Annotated in this window: 13 protein-coding genes, 2 tRNA genes and 2 pseudogenes; 14 read left to right on the plus strand and 3 right to left on the minus strand. The window is 60.7% G+C overall.

The features are described from left to right. From B0E42_RS08805 to B0E42_RS31715, 4 genes and pseudogenes are all read left to right on the plus strand, one after another. Complete coding sequence (locus B0E42_RS08805; RefSeq protein ID WP_018610085.1) at positions 1-1188, plus strand: ATP phosphoribosyltransferase regulatory subunit; 1188 nt, start codon at positions 1-3, stop codon at positions 1186-1188. 54 nt (positions 1189-1242) lie between these two features. Next, a complete protein-coding gene (locus B0E42_RS08810) occupies positions 1243-2535 on the plus strand; it encodes an adenylosuccinate synthase (protein WP_003186407.1) in 1293 nt (430 codons plus the stop codon). Between the two features lie 967 nt (positions 2536-3502). Next, positions 3503-3763, plus strand: a pseudogene (locus tag B0E42_RS31710) (HAMP domain-containing protein); the annotation flags it as partial. A gap of 108 nt (positions 3764-3871) precedes the next feature. Then, on the plus strand, positions 3872-4621 hold the full coding sequence (locus B0E42_RS31715) for a methyl-accepting chemotaxis protein (RefSeq protein WP_371915891.1): 750 nt from the start codon (positions 3872-3874) through the stop codon (positions 4619-4621). Between the two features lie 1152 nt (positions 4622-5773). On the opposite strand, the pseudogene B0E42_RS31060 reads toward B0E42_RS31715, so the two are convergent. The 3 genes and pseudogenes from B0E42_RS31060 to B0E42_RS08830 form a co-directional block, all read right to left on the minus strand. After that, positions 5774-5991, minus strand: a pseudogene (locus tag B0E42_RS31060) (iron ABC transporter permease); the annotation flags it as partial. Between the two features lie 110 nt (positions 5992-6101). Beyond that, positions 6102-6188, minus strand: a tRNA-Leu gene (locus B0E42_RS08825). A 176-nt stretch (positions 6189-6364) separates the two neighbouring features. Next, positions 6365-6451, minus strand: a tRNA-Leu gene (locus B0E42_RS08830). A gap of 226 nt (positions 6452-6677) precedes the next feature. Between B0E42_RS08830 and rnr the strand changes: the two genes are divergently transcribed. The 10 genes from rnr (at position 6678) to B0E42_RS08880 (ending at position 18076) form a co-directional block, all read left to right on the plus strand. Then, positions 6678-9314 carry a ribonuclease R gene (gene rnr / locus B0E42_RS08835; RefSeq protein ID WP_053177890.1) on the plus strand — a complete coding sequence of 879 codons (2637 nt, stop codon included), beginning with the start codon at positions 6678-6680 and terminating at the stop codon, positions 9312-9314. Beyond that, positions 9311-10069, plus strand: a complete 759-nt coding sequence (rlmB, locus tag B0E42_RS08840; protein ID WP_077506233.1) for a 23S rRNA (guanosine(2251)-2'-O)-methyltransferase RlmB — start codon at positions 9311-9313, stop codon at positions 10067-10069. The genes rnr and rlmB overlap by 4 nt, the downstream gene beginning before the upstream one ends. A 309-nt stretch (positions 10070-10378) precedes the next feature. Continuing rightward, the gene (rpsF, locus tag B0E42_RS08845) at positions 10379-10807 is read left to right on the plus strand and encodes a 30S ribosomal protein S6 (protein ID WP_003186395.1); all 429 of its coding nucleotides are present in this window, start codon (positions 10379-10381) and stop codon (positions 10805-10807) included. 28 nt (positions 10808-10835) lie between these two features. Next, positions 10836-11066, plus strand: coding sequence for a 30S ribosomal protein S18 (rpsR, locus tag B0E42_RS08850; RefSeq protein ID WP_002551829.1), 231 nt, complete (start codon positions 10836-10838; stop codon positions 11064-11066). A 36-nt stretch (positions 11067-11102) separates the two neighbouring features. Next, positions 11103-11996, plus strand: a complete 894-nt coding sequence (locus B0E42_RS08855; protein WP_024618455.1) for a hypothetical protein — start codon at positions 11103-11105, stop codon at positions 11994-11996. An 18-nt stretch (positions 11997-12014) separates the two neighbouring features. Next, a complete protein-coding gene (gene rplI / locus B0E42_RS08860) occupies positions 12015-12461 on the plus strand; it encodes a 50S ribosomal protein L9 (protein ID WP_003197251.1) in 447 nt (148 codons plus the stop codon). Between the two features lie 117 nt (positions 12462-12578). Next, positions 12579-13976, plus strand: coding sequence for a replicative DNA helicase (gene dnaB, locus B0E42_RS08865; protein WP_014336312.1), 1398 nt, complete (start codon positions 12579-12581; stop codon positions 13974-13976). Positions 13977-14178: 202 nt separating this feature from the next. After that, the gene (locus tag B0E42_RS08870; protein ID WP_018604326.1) at positions 14179-16479 is read left to right on the plus strand and encodes a YgiQ family radical SAM protein; all 2301 of its coding nucleotides are present in this window, start codon (positions 14179-14181) and stop codon (positions 16477-16479) included. Between the two features lie 212 nt (positions 16480-16691). Continuing rightward, complete coding sequence (locus B0E42_RS08875; protein WP_018604324.1) at positions 16692-17618, plus strand: hypothetical protein; 927 nt, start codon at positions 16692-16694, stop codon at positions 17616-17618. Beyond that, complete coding sequence (locus B0E42_RS08880) at positions 17615-18076, plus strand: hypothetical protein (protein WP_077506234.1); 462 nt, start codon at positions 17615-17617, stop codon at positions 18074-18076. The genes B0E42_RS08875 and B0E42_RS08880 overlap by 4 nt, the downstream gene beginning before the upstream one ends. Positions 18077-18163: the final 87 nt, after the last annotated feature.

The following is an 18163-nucleotide window of genomic DNA, read 5'->3' on the forward strand; positions in this document are numbered from 1 at the left end:
ATGGCAACGGTAGACCGCTGGCTGCTGCCAGATGGCATCGAAGAAGTACTGCCACCGGAAGCTGCGCGTATCGAAGTAGCGCGTCGTCAGGTGTTGGATCTGTTCCAGAGTTGGGGTTACGAGTTCGTCGTCACCCCGCATATCGAGTACCTGGAATCCCTGCTCACCGGCGCGGGCCAGGACCTGGACCTGCGCACCTTCAAGGTTATCGACCCGCAGTCGGGGCGGCAGATGGGCTTTCGGGCCGACATCACGCCGCAAGTGGCGCGCATCGATGCCCACACCCTGCGCCGTGAAGGTCCGAGCCGCCTGTGCTACGCCGGCAGTGTGCTGCATGCCCAGCCGCGTGCCTTGTCGTCTTCGCGCAGCCCGATCCAGCTGGGCGCCGAGTTGTATGGCGACGCCAGTCCGAGCAGCGACGTAGAAGTCATCAGCCTGATGTTGGCCATGCTGCAACTGGCTGACGTGCCGGATGTCCATATGGACCTGGGGCATGTTGGCATCTATCGCGGCCTGGCCCGTGCGGCCGGTTTGTCCGGCGAAGTGGAGCAACAGCTGTTCGATGCCCTGCAACGCAAGGCTATCGACGAGGTCATCAGCCTGACCGAGGGCCTGCCGGCCGATCTGTCGGGCATGCTGCGGGCGCTGGTGGACCTGTGTGGCGGACGTGAAGTATTGGCCGCTGCCCGTGAGCGTCTGGCCCGCGCGCCGGCGCCTGTGTTGGCGGCGCTGGACGACTTGTTGGCGATTGCCGAGCGTCTGTCGGTGCGCTTCCCTGAGTTGCCGCTGTATTTCGACTTGGGTGAGTTGCGCGGCTATCACTACCACACGGGCGTCGTGTTCGCTGTGTTCGTACCGGGCGTGGGTCAATCCATCGCCCAGGGCGGCCGTTATGACGACATCGGTGCCGACTTTGGTCGTGCCCGTCCGGCGACCGGTTTCTCTACCGATTTGAAAACCCTGGTGACCCTGGGGCGTGCTGAAGTCGAGCTACCGTCTGGCGGTATCTGGATGCCTGACAGTACGGATGCGGCACTCTGGCAAGCAGTCTGCCAGTTGCGCAGTGAGGGTCAGCGTGTCGTCCAGGCTTTGCCTGGGCAACCTTTGGCCGCCGCCCGTGAAGCGGACTGCGACCGGCAATTGATTCAGCAGAACGGGCTTTGGCAAGTATTGCCGCTGGCTTCTTGAGTTTTCCTGCCGGCTGCGGCCGGCACCAAGTTTGCGCGAATGAGGACAAGTGTTATGGGTAAGAATGTCGTAGTCCTGGGCACCCAGTGGGGTGATGAGGGCAAAGGCAAGATCGTTGATCTGCTGACCGAACATGCTGCCGCCGTAGTGCGCTACCAGGGTGGCCACAACGCAGGTCACACCTTGGTGATCGACGGTGAAAAAACCGTCCTGCACCTGATTCCGTCGGGCGTGCTGCGCGAAGGCGTACAGTGCCTGATCGGCAACGGTGTGGTGGTTGCTCCCGACGCCTTGCTGCGGGAAATCATCAAGCTGGAAGAAAAAGGCGTACCGGTGCGCGAGCGCCTGCGTATCAGCCCGTCCTGCCCGCTGATCCTGTCCTATCACGTCGCGCTGGACCAGGCCCGTGAAAAGGCCCGTGGCGAGCTGAAGATCGGCACCACCGGTCGCGGCATCGGCCCGGCCTACGAAGACAAGGTGGCTCGTCGTGGCCTGCGCATCGGTGACCTGTTCCACCGTGAGCGTTTCGCCGCCAAGCTGGGCGAGTTGCTGGACTACCACAACTTCGTCCTGGTCAATTACTACAAAGAACCGGCCATCGACTTCCAGAAAACCCTGGACGAGTGCATGGAGTACGCCGAGCTGCTCAAGCCGATGATGCTCGACGTCACTGCTGAGCTGCACGAGCTGCGTCGCGCTGGCAAGGACATCATGTTCGAAGGTGCCCAGGGTTCGCTGCTGGACATCGACCACGGCACCTACCCGTACGTCACCAGCTCCAACACCACCGCCGGCGGCATCGCCACCGGTTCGGGTTTCGGTCCGATGTACCTGGACTACATCCTGGGTATCACCAAGGCCTACACCACTCGCGTGGGTTCGGGTCCATTCCCGACTGAGCTGTTCGACGACGTTGGCGCCTTCCTGGCCAAGCGCGGCCACGAGTTCGGTGCTACCACCGGCCGTGCCCGTCGTTGTGGCTGGTTCGATGCTGTCATCCTGCGTCGCGCCATCGACGTCAACAGCATCTCGGGCCTGTGCCTGACCAAGCTGGACGTGCTGGACGGCCTGGAAACCATCAACATCTGCGTGGGCTACAAAAATCAGGACGGCGCCGTCATCGACGCACCGACCGACGCCGACAGCTACATCGGCCTGGAGCCGGTGTACGAGCAGATGCCAGGCTGGACCGAATCGACCGTGGGTGCCAAGACCCTGGAAGAGCTGCCAGTGGCGGCCCGCAACTACATCAAGCGCGTCGAAGAGTTGGTCGGTGCGCCGATCGACATTATTTCGACGGGGCCGGACCGCAACGAAACCATCGTTCTGCGTCACCCGTTTGCCTGATAAGTCGTTGATGTAAAACACAAAGGCCCCTCGTTTGGGGCCTTTGTCGTCTCTGCCGGTCGAACGGCACGACCTTTGCTATGCATCGTTAATAATAAGTACTTCTTTGAAGTGCCATCAATTTAATGGCGTTTAGTAGAGGGATTCCCCTGTGTCGGCCGTTCTCTCACTGTTACAAAGCCGTCTGTTGCGGCCTGTGTTCGTTACCCTGGGTATCGCCCTTTTGGTGCAAGTGCTCGTGGCCGTCGCGCTGACTCGAAGCACGGTCACCGCGCTGGAGGCCGAGCTAGGGGCTCGGCTGGGGGTTGATAGTCAGAAATTGTCTGGCGAGCTTGAGCAGGCTGGGCGCGAGGTCACCTCAAGCCTGGACAGTTTGTCTGCCAGCACTCGTCAGCGCCTCACCGTCGGGTTGTCGACGCGCCTGAAGGACGAACAGGCGCAGTTGCGCACGACACTCGAGCAATCGCTCAAGGACTCCGCCAACGATATGGCGCAACTCCTGGCCTCGGTCGCGCCCCGCGCCATGTGGGACAGCGACATACCGACCCTTTCCGAATTCGCCCGTCGGGCCCAGCGCAATCCCAATGTGCTGTTCGTTATCTATGATGACGCCAATGGTGAGCACCTGACCCGCTACCTGAACCGGGAAAACCCGATCAACAAGGCGCTGCTGGAAAAAGGCAAGGGCGAGCGGGCGTTGGACAAAGTGCTGGATGCGGCGAAGAGCGACCCGTCGGTGTATTACCTCGAAGCCTCGATCAGCCCCAACGGCGTAGAGATTGGCAAAGTGTTGATGGGCGTTTCCACGGCTTCCGTTGAAGCCGACCTGAAAGCGTTGGACCAGCGCTTCTCGGCCTTGATCGCCAGCAGCGACCAGTTGGTCGGTGACAGCCTCAAGGGGGCGGCGGCCGACAGCGCCACGGCCATGCGCGGTCGTCTGGAGTCGGCCCAGGCCACCGCCACACAGATGCAGACCAACACCGCCAGCACCGTGCAGGAAGCGGCAGGCACCTTGCGCTGGCGCATCGGCCTGGGGCTGGCGCTGGTGGGCTTTGGTGTGCTGGCCCTGCTGGCCGTGGTGCTGGGGCGTCGGGTGGTCAATCGCTTGAAGTTGCTGATCGCGGCCATGAACGACCTGGCGGCAGGCGAGGGTGATCTGACCAAGCGCGTGCAAATCAACAGCAAGGACGAAATCGGCGACATGGCGTCAGCGGTCAATCGCTTTGTGGATAAGTTGCAACCCATCGTGCGCGAGGCGGGCGATGTGGCCCAGCGTACCGGTGTGGAAATCGGTGCGATGACCTTGCGCAACTCCGGTGCCGATGCGGCGGCCGGGATGCAGCGTGATGAAGTGGCCGAGAGTCTGCGGGCGCTGTCGCAAATGGCGGATGAAGCTCAATCGGAAAGCCAGGCGATGCAGGCGGCCTTGCAGCAGGTGGTGGAGATCCGCCAGGCCACCGATGAAAACACCCGCACTTCGGCCAAGGTCGGCAGCTTGATCGAGGCGTTGGCCGGGCAGGTAGACACTGGGGCGAAAGTGATCGAGCGGCTGGCGCAGCAGAGCGAACAGATCGAAGTGGTGCTGACGGTGATCCACGGCATCGCCGAGCAGACTAACTTGTTGGCTTTGAACGCGGCCATCGAAGCGGCGCGGGCCGGGGAAACCGGGCGCGGGTTTGCCGTGGTGGCGGATGAGGTGCGGGCGTTGGCGAGCAAGACCCAAAGCTCAACGGGCGATATCCAGGCGCATATCGTGGCCTTGCAGCAGGGCGCTCGCGAGGCGGTAGCCGCTATCGGCCAGGCCGGGCGCCAGGCCAGTGAGGGCTTGTTGGTGCTGCGAGACAGTGCGCGGTTGCAGCAGTCGGTTCAGGCGTCTGTCGAACAGGTGCATGCGGCCATTGGCCTGGCGACTCAGGCCGCGGCCCATCAGGCCCAGGGCGCGCAAGCGGTGCGTGGGCGGGTGGAAACCATCCATGCCCAGGCCGAGAAGGCGGCCCAGGCCGTGGTGGAGACCACGGTCAGCGGTAAGGTCCTGGATGGGTTGGCGGCGCAGTTGAAGGCGAGTCTGGGGCAGTTCCGGGCCTGATCGGGTGACGGGTACCCTTGTGAGCGAGCTTGCTCGCGATGGCGGCTTGACTGAGTACATATCCATTGCTGTGGTAACGGCCGCTTAGGGTTCCGCTCTTACAGCGGCTCACTTTTGAGAAGCGCAAAAGTAAGCAAAACGCTTTATGCCCCACCACTCGGTGCCTCGCCTAGGCTCGGCATGCCCTCACTCCGGCATTGCTCCGTGGGCCCGCCGCGAAGGGCCATCCGTGGCCCAGCGCGGCTAACCCGGCATCCATGCCGGGATGCCCACTCCACAATACCTGCGTTCGGCCATCGTGGTTAACGGGGCGCCGAGATCAACGTCCACCGCGAGGCGGCCTAGTAGCCGACCTGGCTCTCACGGTCGTACACCCATCAGACTTGTTTGAGCAGGACCTGTGGGAGCAAAGCTTGCTCGCGAGGCGGCCTGACAGCCGACCTGATTCTCCGGTCATGCCCCGATCCAATTGTGGGAGCGGGCTTGCCCACGAAGGCGGCCTAACAGCCAACCTGGTTCTCCCAGTCGTACACCTCATCAGATCTGTGGGAGCAAAGCTTGCTCGCGAGGCGCCCTGATAGCCGACCTAGCTCTCCAGTCATACTCCGATCCAATTGTGGGAGCGGGCCTGCCCGCGAAGGCGGCCTAACAGCCAACCTGGTTCTCCCAGTCGTACACCACATCAGATCTGTGGGAGCAAAGCTTGCTCGCGAGGCGGCCTGATAGCCGACCTAGCTCTCCAGTCATACTCCGATCCAATTGTGGGAGCGGGCCTGCCCGCGAAGGCGGCCTAACAGCCAACCTGGTTCTCCCAGTCGTACACCTCATCAGATCTGTGGGAGCAAAGCTTGCTCGCGAGGCGGCCTGATAGCCGACCTAGCTCTCCAGTCATACTCCGATCCAATTGTGGGAGCGGGCCTGCCCGCGAAGGCGGCCTAACAGCCAACCTGGTTCTCCCAGTCGTACACCTCATCAGATCTGTGGGAGCAAAGCTTGCTCGCGAGGCGGCCTGATAGCCGACCTAGCTCTCCAGTCATACTCCGATCCAATTGTGGGAGCGGGCTCGCCCGCGAAGGCGGCCTAACAGCCAACCAGTCTCTCCGGTCGTGCCCCGATCCAATTGTGGGAGCGAGCCTGCTCGCGATGGCGGTCTCAGCGGCTCAGGTACATCCGCGTCGTCAGCAAATAAACCGGCAACCCCGATACCAGAATCAACAGCGCCGCATAAGGCGCCGGCGCCGCGAACTCCACATTCGAGGTATGGGCCCAAACGGCGTTGCCAACGTATTGAGCCCGGTCGGCCTCAGCAGCGTGGGGGTCAGTTCCTTCATTGCATCCAGGAACACCAGCGCATAGGCGGGCGCCACAGCAAGCTCCCTCGCCACAGGGGGAGGTGTTCCAGTTTTAGGCGTGCAGAAACGCAAAAACCCGCTTTCGCGGGTTTCTGTGAGGTTCAAGGCTGTAACCTTGAAGCTTGAATTGGTGCCCAGAAGAAGACTCGAACTTCCACGACCTTGCGGTCACCAGCACCTGAAGCTGGCGTGTCTACCAATTTCACCATCTGGGCAGCATCTTCAGCGTTGCCGCTGTTGATGTGGCGCACTATACGGAGCGCATTTTGATCTGTAAACCCCTGTTTTTGTTTTAGTAATTGCCAAACGCAATTGCAGGGGGCAAAAATGCAAAAACCCGCTTTCGCGGGTTTTTTTTGAGCCAGCAGGCCATTGACCTGTTGCTCGAAATTGGTGCCCAGAAGAAGACTCGAACTTCCACGACCTTGCGGTCACCAGCACCTGAAGCTGGCGTGTCTACCAATTTCACCATCTGGGCAATATCGACATCGTGTGTACGTCGTCGATGGCGCGCACTATACGGAGCGTCTTTTTAACTGTAAACCCCTCCTGAGAAAAAAACCGCTAAATTTCACGAGCGGCGCTTTTCCGGGCTTCCAAGGCAGGCCAAATGACTTTAGAAAAGCGATCGGATGCTTGAAATTTCCCGTTTCATTAAGCCTATGCCAAACTAACCCGCATATAGACAAGGTGAAAACTCTCTAATGGCCGATTGGCAGTCCCTCGATCCCGAGGCCGCTCGTGAAGCGGAAAAATATGAAAACCCTATTCCTAGCCGCGAACTGATCCTGGCGCATCTCGCCGATCGGGGTTCGCCTGCTAGCCGCGAGCAGTTGGTCGAAGAGTTCGGTCTGACCACCGAGGACCAACTCGAAGCCCTGCGCCGCCGTCTGCGCGCCATGGAGCGCGACGCTCAACTGATCTACACCCGGCGCGGGACCTATGCGCCGGTGGACAAGCTCGACCTGATCCTGGGCCGCATCGCCGGTCACCGTGACGGCTTCGGTTTCCTGATCCCGGACGACGGCAGCGACGACCTGTTCATGAGCCCGGGGCAAATGCGCCTGGTGTTCGATGGCGACCGGGCCCTGGCACGCGTGTCCGGCCTGGACCGTCGTGGTCGCCGTGAAGGCGTGATCGTCGAAGTAGTGTCCCGTGCCCACGAATCCATCGTCGGCCGTTACTTCGAAGAAGGCGGTATCGGTTTTGTTGTGCCGGATAACCCGAAGGTCCAGCAGGAAGTGCTGATTACCCCGGGCCGTAATGGCGCCGCCAAGGTAGGTCAGTTCGTCGAGGTGAAAATCACCCACTGGCCAACTGCGCGCTTCCAGCCGCAGGGCGATATCGTTGAAGTGGTCGGCAACTACATGGCGCCGGGCATGGAGATCGACGTTGCGCTGCGCACCTACGACATTCCTCACGTCTGGCCCGAGGCTGTGCTCAAGGAAGCCGCCAAGCTCAAGCCGGAAGTTGAAGAGAAAGATAAAGAAAAACGCATCGACCTGCGCCATCTGCCGTTCGTCACTATCGACGGCGAAGACGCCCGCGACTTCGACGATGCGGTCTACTGCGAAGCCAAGCCTGGCAAGCTGCGCCTGTTCTCCGGCGGCTGGAAGTTGTTCGTCGCGATTGCTGACGTGTCCAGCTACGTGAAGATCGGTTCGGCCCTGGATAACGAAGCCCAGGTGCGCGGCAACTCCGTGTATTTCCCTGAGCGCGTGATCCCGATGCTGCCTGAGCAGCTGTCCAACGGCCTGTGCTCGCTGAACCCGAAAGTCGACCGTTTGGCCATGGTGTGCGAGATGACCATCTCCAAAACCGGCGAAATGACCGACTACCAGTTCTACGAAGCGGTGATCCACTCCCAGGCGCGCCTGACCTACAACAAGGTCAGCACCATCCTGGAAACGCCGAAGAGCAGTGAAGCCAAGGCCCTGCGTACCGAATACGCTGGCGTGGTGCCGCACCTCAAGCAGCTGTACTCGCTGTACAAGGTGTTGCTGGGGGCCCGTCACGTGCGTGGCGCGATCGATTTCGAGACCCAGGAAACCCGGATTGTCTTCGGTTCCGAGCGCAAGATCGCCGCAATCACCCCGACCACCCGTAACGATGCGCACAAGCTGATCGAAGAGTGCATGCTGGCAGCCAACGTGGCCACCGCGGAATTCCTCAAGAAACACGAGATTCCTGCGTTGTACCGCGTGCACGACGGCCCGCCGCCGGAGCGTCTGGAAAAACTGCGTGCTTTCCTCGGCGAGCTCGGTCTGTCCCTGCACAAAGGCAAGGACGGCCCGACGCCGAAGGACTATCAGGCACTGCTGGCCAGCATCAAGGACCGTCCGGATTACCATGTGATCCAGACCGTGATGCTGCGCTCCCTGAGCCAAGCGGTGTACAGCGCCGACAACCAGGGCCACTTTGGCCTGAATTACGAGGCGTACACCCACTTCACCTCGCCGATTCGCCGTTACCCGGACTTGCTCACGCACCGCGCGATCCGGAGCGTGATCCATTCCAAGCAGAACACCCCGCACGTCAAGCGCGCCGGTGCCATGACCATTCCGAAGGCGCGAATCTATCCTTACGACGAAGCGGCCCTGGAACAGTTGGGCGAGCAGTGCTCCATGAGCGAGCGCCGCGCCGACGAAGCCACCCGCGACGTGGTGAACTGGCTCAAGTGCGAGTTCATGAAAGACCGCGTGGGCGAGTCGTTCCCAGGCGTGATCACGGCTGTGACCGGCTTTGGTTTGTTTGTCGAACTGACCGACATCTACGTCGAGGGCTTGGTGCACGTCACCGCCTTGCCGGGTGATTACTACCACTTCGATCCTGTGCACCATCGCCTGGCGGGCGAGCGCACCGGTCGCAGCTTCCGTCTGGGCGACACCGTGGAAGTGCAGGTCATGCGCGTCGACCTCGATGAGCGCAAGATCGACTTCGGAATGTCCGACAAGCCTGCCGAAGCACCGACTGGCCGTAAAAAGCGTGGCAGCGAGACCGCCGCGCCTGCGACCAAAGGCAGAGGTAAAGGTGCTCCTGCCAAAACCGCAGAGCCTGAGCCAGCCAAGGCCGGTCGCCGTTCGTCTGCCAAGGACAAGGCTCCCGAAGCCTACCGCCCCAGCGACGCTGCGGCGAAAAACGCCGAGCTGCGCAAGAGCCGCGAGTTGAAGCAGCAGTTGCTCAACGAAGCCAAGAGCGGTGGTAAAGCGGCGTCTGGGGGAAAGTCCCACGGGGCGGAAAAGCCGTCGAGCAAGCCAAGTAAACACCGTAAAGGCCCGCCAAAAGCGGGTTCGGCCCCCGCCAAAAGCGGCGGGTCGCGCAAACCTAAGGCCAAGTCATGAGTCTGGAAAAAATCTACGGCGTGCATGCCGTAGAAGCACTGCTGCGTCACCACCCTAAACGTGTCAAGCAAGTGTGGTTGGCAGAGGGTCGCAGCGAGCCGCGTGTGCAAGCGCTGGTCGAACTGGCCACCCAAAACAAGGTTGCCATCGGCCAGGCCGAGCGTCGTGAAATGGACGTGTGGGTCGAAGGCGTTCACCAGGGTGTGGTTGCGGACGTAAGCCCGAGCCAGGTCTGGGGCGAGGCGATGCTCGACGAGCTGCTCGACCGCACCGAAGGTGCGCCGCTGTTACTGGTGCTGGACGGCGTGACCGATCCGCACAACCTGGGCGCTTGCCTGCGTTCGGCGGATGCAGCGGGTGCGTTGGCGGTGATCGTGCCTAAAGACAAGTCGGCAACCTTGACGCCGGTGGTGCGCAAGGTGGCCTGCGGCGCGGCGGAAGTGATTCCGCTGGTGGCGGTGACCAACCTGGCGCGCACCCTGGAAAAGCTCCAGCAGCGCGGCTTGTGGGTGGTCGGCACGGCGGGTGAGGCCGAGGTCAGCATCTATGACCAGGACCTGACGGGCCCGACGATCCTGATCATGGGGGCCGAAGGCAAGGGCATGCGCCGCCTGACCCGCGAGCATTGCGACTACCTGGTCAAGCTGCCGATGGCCGGCAGCGTCAGCAGCCTCAACGTTTCGGTGGCGACCGGCGTGTGCCTGTTCGAAGCGCTGCGCCAGCGCAGCGTCAAGGCTGTCGCCAAAAAGCCCTGACATACCCTTGTAGGAGCTGACGAGTGCAACGAGGCTGCGATCTTATCCCTGGCAGTTGAGTCTCAAGCGAAAGATCAGGATCAAAAGATCGCAGCCTTCGGCAGCTCCTACATTTGTCAGCCTCGCAATCGTCAGTGGTTGTTCAAATAATCGCCAATTGCCTTGCGCCGCCCTCGGCCCTTCTCTACAATTGCGCCCCTTGCTGTGATGGCAGGCACTGATGTGTCTAGCGTCCACAAGTCCATAAGTGTCATTCACTCCTTGTCTGACCGTTTTTGAGCGGCAGGCTACAACCCGTAAGGAGCATTCATGCGTCATTACGAAATCATCTTTTTGGTCCACCCGGATCAAAGCGAGCAAGTCGGCGGCATGGTTGAGCGTTACACCAAGCTGATCGAAGAAGACGGCGGCAAAATCCACCGTCTGGAAGATTGGGGCCGTCGTCAACTGGCCTACGCAATCAACAATGTTCACAAGGCTCACTACGTGATGCTGAACGTTGAATGCACTGGCAAGGCCCTGGCCGAGCTGGAAGACAACTTCCGCTACAACGATGCAGTAATCCGTAACCTGGTCATCCGTCGCGAAGAAGCCGTCACCGGCCAATCCGAGATGCTCAAGGCTGAAGAAAACCGCAGTGAGCGCCGTGAGCGTCGCGACCGTCCTGAGCACTCTGACAGCGCCGATGGCGATGACAGCGATAGCGACAGCGACAACAGCGATAACGCTGACGAGTAATCCACGGACCTTTTAAGGAGCCAATCACATGGCACGTTTCTTCCGTCGTCGTAAATTCTGCCGCTTCACCGCTGAAGACGTGAAAGAGATCGATTACAAAGATCTCAACACTCTGAAAGCCTACGTATCCGAGACCGGCAAAATCGTTCCAAGCCGTATCACCGGTACCAAAGCTCGTTATCAGCGTCAGCTGGCCACCGCTATCAAGCGCGCCCGCTTCCTGGCCCTGCTGGCCTACACCGACAGCCACGGCCGCTGAGACCGGGCAGTCGACGAGTAGTAAGGGATTGAATGCATGCGCGCCTTAGCTGAGTTCATCATGCGCGGTCGTATGCAGGCCACTCTGGTAGTGGCTGGATGCGCGGCATTGCCGTTGTTGTATTGGTTGGGTGCTGCCGCCGGGAGTCTTGTACTCCTGCGGCGCGGATTGAGGGACGCCTTGGGCGTTCTTGCTCTAGGACTGCTGCCGGCCTTGCTCTGGTGGCTGTATTCCGCGGACCCGCGTGCAGTCATGGTACTGCTGGGGACTTCGGCGCTGGCGTTGGTGTTGCGCGCTAGCGAATCCTGGAACCGCGTGCTGCTGGTCAGCATAGCGATAGGCGTGGTGTTTTCAGTGGTGCTCGGGGTGGCTTTCGCACCCCAGATCGAGATGCTGTCGCAGGCTTTGATAAAAATCCTGCCCGAGGCGCTCGGTGATCTCTACCAGCAGATGTCGGTAGAAGAGCAGGCGCGTTTCGCGTCCCTGATCGCCCCCGTCCTGACCGGACTGATTGCGGCCTTGTTGCAAATCGTCAGTGTGCTGAGCCTGGTTATCGGGCGCTACTGGCAGGCGTTGTTGTACAACCCGGGTGGTTTTGGTCGCGAGTTTCGCGCCATCCGTTTCCCGCTTGGGCTGGCGATGTTGCTGTTGGCGGGCATGCTTCTGGGGCCGAACTTCGGTCCGCAGATGGCGATGCTCACGCCGTTGTGCAGTGTACCGCTGGTCTTTGCCGCCCTGGCCCTGATTCATGGGCTGGTGGCGCAAAAGCGACTGGCCAGGTTCTGGCTGGTGGGGTTGTACGTCACGTTGTTGCTGTTCATGCAACTGATCTATCCGTTGCTGGTGGTCTTGGCCATCGTCGACAGCCTGATTGATTTTCGCGGTCGTATGGCGCCGAAAGACGCCGACAACGCGAACGGTGAAGGTTAAAAGTTAGAGGATTTTCACATGCAACTGATCCTTCTGGAAAAAGTCACCAACCTGGGCAACCTGGGTGACAAAGTAAACGTTAAGGCCGGCTACGGTCGTAACTACCTGCTGCCTTACGGCAAAGCCACCGCTGCGACCGCTGCCAACCTGGCTGCGTTCGAAGAGCGTCGTGCTGAGCTGGAAAAAGCTGCCGCAGACCGTAAAACCTCGGCTGAAAGCCGTGCTGCCCAACTGGCCGAGCTGGAAGTGACCATCACTGCCACCGCTGGCGACGAAGGCAAGCTGTTCGGTTCGATCGGTACTCACGACATCGCTGACGCACTGACCGCCTCCGGCGTTGAAGTTGCGAAAAGCGAAGTTCGTCTGCCGAACGGCACCATCCGCAACGTAGGCGAATTCGACGTAGCCGTGCACCTGCACGCCGAAGTTGAAGCCACCGTACGCGTTGTCGTGGTAGCAGCTTAAGCAACACCTGTCGGCTGGCACCCTCGGGTGCTTGCCGGTAACATCGGGCACGATCCTGTTTACAGGTCGTGCCCTTTGTCTTTCTGCAATTCCTGATTTTCATAACCAGAAGTGGCCATGAACGAAATCACCGCTCCCGAGCAATACGATCTGCAAACCGCTGCCCTGAAGGTGCCTCCGCATTCCATCGAGGCCGAACAGGCCGTGCTCGGTGGCCTGATGCTGGACAACAACGCCTGGGAACGCGTGCTCGATCAAGTCTCCGATGGCGATTTCTACCGGCATGACCACCGGCTGATTTTCCGTGCGATCGCCAAGTTGGCCGATCAGAACATGCCGATCGACGTCGTGACCCTGGCCGAGCAATTGGACAAGGAAGGGCAGACATCCCAGGTCGGCGGTCTCGGTTACCTGGGTGAGCTGGCGAAAAACACGCCGTCTGTCGCCAACATCAAGGCTTACGCGCAGATCGTGCGCGAACGGGCGACCTTGCGCCAATTGATCGGCATCAGTACCGAGATCGCCGACAGCGCCTTCAACCCGGAAGGCCGCACCGCCGCCGAGATCCTTGACGAAGCCGAACGGCAGATTTTCCAGATCGCCGAGGCCCGGCCGAAAACCGGTGGCCCGGTCAGCGTCAACGACCTGTTGACCAAGGCGATCGACCGTATCGACACCTTGTTCAACACTGACAACGCCATTACCGGCCTGTCCACCGGCTACACCGACCTCGACGAGAAGACCAGCGGCCTGCAGCCGTCCGACCTGATTATCGTCGCCGGCCGTCCGTCCATGGGGAAAACCACCTTTGCGATGAACCTGGTGGAAAACGCCGTGCTACGCAGCGAAAAGGCGGTGTTGGTGTACTCCCTCGAGATGCCAGGCGAATCGCTGATCATGCGTATGCTCTCGTCCCTGGGGCGTATCGACCAGACCAAGGTTCGTTCCGGCCAACTGGAAGACGACGACTGGCCGCGCCTCACCTCGGCGGTCAACCTGCTCAACGACCGCAAGCTGTTCATCGACGATACGGCTGGTATCAGCCCATCGGAAATGCGCGCTCGGACCCGGCGCCTGGTGCGTGAGCACGGTGAGGTCGGGTTGATCATGATCGACTACCTGCAACTGATGCAGATCCCCGGTTCCAGCGGCGACAACCGTACCAACGAGATTTCCGAAATCTCCCGTTCCCTCAAGGCCCTGGCCAAGGAATTCAACTGCCCGGTGGTGGCGCTTTCCCAGTTGAACCGTTCCTTGGAACAGCGCCCCAACAAGCGTCCGGTGAACTCCGACTTGCGGGAATCCGGAGCGATCGAGCAGGACGCCGACGTCATCATGTTCGTGTACCGCGACGAGGTGTATCACCCCGAGACGGAGCACAAGGGCATCGCCGAAATCATCATCGGCAAGCAGCGGAACGGCCCGATCGGCTTCATCCGCCTGGCGTTTATCGGTAAGTACACGCGCTTCGAAAACCTGGCGCCGGGTAGCTACAATTTTGACGACGACGAGTAAGTTCTTCGTCGTCTGATCCGGCCTCATCGTCGGAACGCCGCCCGGAGTAAGCTCGCTCCCACCTTGGAATGCATTCCTCTGTGGGGGCGAGCTTGCTCGCGAAAGGTGCGCCACCAATTTCCGACCATAGCCGTCGGAATTGGTTATTTTTTGTGCTATATTCCGCGCCCGCGATTTTTCATCTTTTATACCGGTTATCGACATGCAAGCAGCCAAGCCGTTATTTGACTATCCCAAGTACTGGGCCGAATGTTTCGGCCCGGCGCCGTTCCTGCCCATGAGCAGGGAGGAGATGGATCAGCTCGGTTGGGATTCGTGCGACATCATCATCGTGACCGGTGATGCCTACGTCGATCACCCGTCGTTCGGCATGGCGATCATTGGCCGTTTGCTGGAAGCCCAGGGCTTTCGCGTCGGGATCATTGCCCAGCCGAACTGGCAGTCCAAAGACGACTTCATGAAGCTTGGCGAGCCCAACCTGTTTTTCGGTGTCGCGGCCGGCAACATGGACTCGATGATCAACCGCTACACCGCTGACAAGAAAATTCGCTCCGACGACGCCTACACCCCGGGTGGCATGGCGGGCAAACGGCCGGATCGGGCGAGCCTGGTCTACAGCCAGCGCTGCAAGGAGGCCTACAAGCATGTGCCGATCGTTCTGGGTGGTATCGAAGCGTCGCTGCGCCGTATCGCTCACTACGATTACTGGCAGGACCGTGTCCGCAACTCGATCCTGATCGACGCCTGCGCCGACATCCTGCTCTACGGCAATGCCGAGCGGGCGATTGTCGAAGTCGCCCAGCGCCTGTCCTACGGCCACAAGATCGAAGACATCACCGACGTACGCGGTACGGCCTTCATCCGTCGTGATACGCCGAAAGACTGGTACGAAGTCGACTCCACGCGCATCGACCGTCCGGGCAAGATCGACAAGATCATCAACCCGTACGTCAACACCCAGGACACTCAAGCCTGCGCCATCGAGCAGGAGAAGGGTCCGGTTGAAGACCCGAGCGAAGCCAAGGTCGTACAGATCCTGGCGAGCCCGAAAATGACCCGCGACAAAACCGTGATCCGTCTGCCATCGGTGGAAAAGGTCCGTGGCGACGCGGTGCTCTACGCCCACGCCAACCGTGTGCTTCACCTGGAAACCAACCCAGGCAATGCTCGCGCCCTGGTGCAGAAGCACGGCGAAGTCGATGTCTGGTTCAACCCGCCGCCCATTCCGATGACCACCGAAGAAATGGACTACGTGTTTGGCATGCCTTACGCACGCGTCCCCCATCCGGCGTACGGCAAGGAGAAGATCCCGGCCTACGAGATGATCCGTTTCTCGGTGAACATCATGCGTGGCTGCTTCGGTGGCTGCACGTTCTGCTCGATCACCGAGCACGAAGGCCGGATCATCCAGAACCGTTCCGAAGAGTCGATCATTCGCGAGATCGAAGAGATCCGCGACAAGGTCCCGGGTTTCACCGGAGTCATTTCCGACCTCGGCGGCCCGACCGCGAACATGTATCGCATTGCCTGCAAGAGCCCGGAAATCGAATCCGCGTGCCGCAAGCCATCGTGCGTGTTCCCCGGCATCTGCCCGAACCTGAACACCGACCATTCTTCGCTGATCCAGCTGTACCGCAGCGCCCGGGCCTTGCCTGGGGTGAAGAAGATTCTGATTGCCTCTGGCCTGCGTTACGACCTGGCGGTCGAGTCGCCGGAATACGTCAAGGAGCTGGTGACCCACCACGTCGGCGGTTACCTAAAGATCGCTCCGGAGCATACCGAGGAAGGCCCGCTCAACCAGATGATGAAGCCGGGCATCGGCAGCTATGACAAATTCAAGCGGATGTTCGAGAAGTACACCAAGGAAGCCGGGAAAGAGCAGTACCTGATTCCGTACTTCATCGCCGCTCACCCGGGCACCACCGACGAAGACATGATGAACCTGGCGCTGTGGCTCAAGGGCAACGGTTTCCGTGCCGACCAGGTGCAGGCGTTCTATCCGTCGCCAATGGCCACGGCCACGGCGATGTACCACTCGGGCAAGAACCCGCTGCGCAAGGTCACCTACAAGAGCGACGCGGTGACCATCGTCAAGAGCGAGGAGCAGCGCCGTCTGCACAAGGCCTTCCTGCGTTATCACGACCCCAAGGGTTGGCCGATGCTGCGCGAAGCGCTGACCCGCATGGGCCGCGCCGACCTGATCGGGCCGGGCAAGAACCAATTGATTCCGTTGCACCAGCCGTCCACCGACAGCTACCAGAGCGCCCGTCGCAAGAATTCGACGCCAGCCGGCAGCCACAAGGTGGGCAAGGAAACCACCAAGATCCTGACCCAGCACACCGGCCTGCCGCCGCGTGCCAGCGATGGTGGCAACGCATGGGACAAGCGCGAGCAAGCCAAGGCCGCGGCATTCGCCCGCAACCAACAGGCTGCCAAGGAACGCAAGGACGCCGCCAAGGGCAAAGGACCGAAACCGGCGCGCAAGCCTGTCGTGCCGCGCTGATCGCCCTGCCACCTCGTAAAACGCCAGCCTAAGTGCTGGCGTTTTGCTTTCTAGCGGCGGTGCTGGCCGTTTGTTATCGTGGCGCCCGCCAATTCCCGTCAATAGGCACAACAACGCCGGACACATCGCTCTTGTGGCGAGGGGATAAATCCCCTCGCCACAGGGTTCAGTGTGGATAACGTCTCACCCTCCGATTCTCAAGGACGATTCATATGAGCACTCCGTTACCCGGCATCGGCATGGACAGCAGCATCTCCCAGATGATGGCCCGCCGTCGTATTGAAAGCCAAATCAACCTGCCACGGCTGTTCGCCGCCATTGATGCCGATCCAAGCATCGTCGGCGCGGGGGTGGTGTATATCGATGCTGAGTTCAACGTAGTGGTCCTGCGCGAATTCAAGCCGATTTGCAGCATCGCGCCCAAGCGCATCATTCTGCGCGAGGCGAAAAAATACATCGCACCGCAGCAATTCATCGATCAGGTAAAAAGCAGCCCGCGCGAGTCCAAGCTTGGGCTTGAAGCAACCAATGCCGGCTTGTCCTGTGTCGCCGCTGTGATTGGTTGGGTGGTGGTGTTCAGTGGAAGCGTCGCCGTGCCCTTTACGGCGGGGGCAAGTGCCTTTGTCGTTGCCCTGGGCGCCGCTGCCGCGACGGCCAGCACCGCGCAATGCGTCATTGGCGGGATGCGGGTGGCCAATGAGCTGACCAATCCGACCGGCAACGATGAGATGAATGACGCGGACTGGTACAACATCGTGTCGCCGATCCTTGACGGGGTTTCCCTGGTGGGTGTCGGTGGCTCGGCGCTGACGACTGTCCGGCTGCTCAAGGCCAACAAAGCGGCCGGCACTGGAAAGAGTTGGTATCAGTTGCTCAAGGGCCTGAATCGGCAAGAGCGAAGCAAGCTGACCAAGGAGCTGTTGACGCTCAAGGACCCGAGCCTGACGGCGAAGCTACTCAAGTTGCAGCAACGCGCGGGGGCCGTGCCCAAACGTTATTCCTCCGCTGAAATCCGCCACGCGACCCTGACTCAGATCAAGGACTCGTTGGGTGGCGCCCTGGGCGTTATCGGCAGTTATACCGGCGGCGGCCATGTGAAGACCGTGGCCGTCGGCCTATATGAGGAGTTCACGGAATGATCGGTGGCGGATCGCTGAAATCATTTCTCGCCCGTTATTTTCCGGTTTTCATGGGGACGATCCTGCTGGGATGCTTTTCCGGGTCCACGCTGCTTGTGTTGGCCGGGACCACTTATTGGCGTGCCCTGGAGCCGTCAGCCAGGACCGACTATGTCGGGCTCGGCACTTTGGCCCTGGTGATCGTTCTGGTCTTGGGCAACCTCTTGATTGCTCGCGGGCGCGCCTGGGCGGTCTGGTGGGTGGCGGGGTATTTCCTGGTCTGTCTGGCGGCGGTGCTGCCGACGTTCGCTTATCGGCCGCATCAGGGCGTGTACCTATTCGCGGTGTTGTTGCCACTGCTGGGGCTCTTGCTGCTCAACAGCAAGCGCCATCGGGAGATGCGCAGCAAACTCGTCGACATCCGCCGCCAACGCGCGCTGATCATCCAGGCCGCCAAGGCATCACGCCTGCGTCGCTGAGTCGATTCGCGCTGCCGGCGCCGCATTTATGTGCATTGCTTTGCAGATGAATTCGGGCAGCGCGCGTTTTTAGTGCTCTACTGCCTT

This window comes from Pseudomonas sp. A25(2017) (assembly GCF_002001065.1).
GTDB lineage: Bacteria > Pseudomonadota > Gammaproteobacteria > Pseudomonadales > Pseudomonadaceae > Aquipseudomonas > Aquipseudomonas kilonensis.

Bases quoted from the DNA above. Each gene is read 5' to 3' on its own strand.
- B0E42_RS08805 (WP_018610085.1), top strand. From the start codon at position 1: ATGGCAACGGTAGACCGCTGGCTGCTGCCAGATGGCATCGAAGAAGTA.
- B0E42_RS08810 (WP_003186407.1), top strand. From the start codon at position 1,243: ATGGGTAAGAATGTCGTAGTCCTGGGCACCCAGTGGGGTGATGAGGGC.
- B0E42_RS31715 (WP_371915891.1), top strand. From the start codon at position 3,872: ATGCAGCGTGATGAAGTGGCCGAGAGTCTGCGGGCGCTGTCGCAAATG.
- rnr (WP_053177890.1), top strand. From the start codon at position 6,678: ATGGCCGATTGGCAGTCCCTCGATCCCGAGGCCGCTCGTGAAGCGGAA.
- rlmB (WP_077506233.1), top strand. From the start codon at position 9,311: ATGAGTCTGGAAAAAATCTACGGCGTGCATGCCGTAGAAGCACTGCTG.
- rpsF (WP_003186395.1), top strand. From the start codon at position 10,379: ATGCGTCATTACGAAATCATCTTTTTGGTCCACCCGGATCAAAGCGAG.
- rpsR (WP_002551829.1), top strand. From the start codon at position 10,836: ATGGCACGTTTCTTCCGTCGTCGTAAATTCTGCCGCTTCACCGCTGAA.
- B0E42_RS08855 (WP_024618455.1), top strand. From the start codon at position 11,103: ATGCGCGCCTTAGCTGAGTTCATCATGCGCGGTCGTATGCAGGCCACT.
- rplI (WP_003197251.1), top strand. From the start codon at position 12,015: ATGCAACTGATCCTTCTGGAAAAAGTCACCAACCTGGGCAACCTGGGT.
- dnaB (WP_014336312.1), top strand. From the start codon at position 12,579: ATGAACGAAATCACCGCTCCCGAGCAATACGATCTGCAAACCGCTGCC.
- B0E42_RS08870 (WP_018604326.1), top strand. From the start codon at position 14,179: ATGCAAGCAGCCAAGCCGTTATTTGACTATCCCAAGTACTGGGCCGAA.
- B0E42_RS08875 (WP_018604324.1), top strand. From the start codon at position 16,692: ATGAGCACTCCGTTACCCGGCATCGGCATGGACAGCAGCATCTCCCAG.
- B0E42_RS08880 (WP_077506234.1), top strand. From the start codon at position 17,615: ATGATCGGTGGCGGATCGCTGAAATCATTTCTCGCCCGTTATTTTCCG.